This window comes from Bradyrhizobium sp. LeoB3, from assembly GCF_055456055.1.
Map to the genome: position 1 here is coordinate 1 of NZ_JBVBEF010000329.1, position 825 is coordinate 825.

An 825-nucleotide genomic window follows, 5' to 3' on the forward strand; every position below is an offset into this window, starting at 1 on the left:
AATCCGCGAAGAGAATCACAGCTGCCACGCGCCCGATATAAAAAGATTCACAGTCTCGTAGGGTGGGCAAAGCGACTACACCCACCGCAGCTCACCACAAGTGACGATGAAAGCGTGCCCACCATCACGAGCGGAGTGCTTGATGGTGGGCACGCTGCGCTTTGCCCACCCGACGAGTCTGCAGAAAATCGATAATCGCGGTAATTAATCGCTGCTATCAGCGCAACTTGCGGTGAACGCGGGCCGCCGGACATGTGCAGCGCCACATGCGAACGGTATCTTTCACGCTATCGGAAAGAGGCGTAGCCTGATCATCATCATGGGGGATCGGCACGATGCGGTCCCGCGTACGAAAGTTCGCCCATGTTCTCGAGCGCCTTGGCCTTGCCATGGCGGGAGCCGCGAGCGGCCTGTTCGTGGCGGCCCTTGTCGGGTCAGGCATCGCTGCCTTTACGTCGCAGGGATTTCTTCTGCTCATGATGATCTGCGGCGCTGTCGGCTTCTATGTCGGCATCGACACGCCGCCACTGCCATTCCAGCCGCCGAGCGATGAATCCTCGCGCGGGAATATCGATGCGGCGGAATTCCTGAGCGCGTTCGGGACCTTTCTTGCGGCACTGGTCGCCTTTGTCTCGGTGGTCCTCATCGTGCTTCGCATCGAGCCGCACGTCGCCTGGACGGTTGCGGTCATGATCGGATGGGTGTTCGGCGTCGCCATGCAGATTGTCGCCGGCACGATCGCGCGCATGCGCTAGGTCGTGTGGACTCTTGGGATTCTCAAATCAGATGGAACGTGATTCAAGGCTTTCTTTTAGGAGGAAGCCT

General features: G+C 59.3%; 1 protein-coding gene. It reads left to right on the forward strand.

The window, feature by feature from the left end:
• The first annotated feature begins 335 nt into the window (after positions 1 to 335).
• Positions 336 to 755, forward strand: coding sequence for a hypothetical protein (locus ACZXDY_RS46165; RefSeq protein WP_464350050.1), 420 nt, complete (start codon positions 336 to 338; stop codon positions 753 to 755).
• Positions 756 to 825 lie beyond the last annotated feature (70 nt).

Coding starts and splice junctions, on each gene's coding strand:
- ACZXDY_RS46165 (WP_464350050.1), top strand. CDS start 336: ATGCGGTCCCGCGTACGAAAGTTCGCCCATGTTCTCGAGCGCCTTGGC.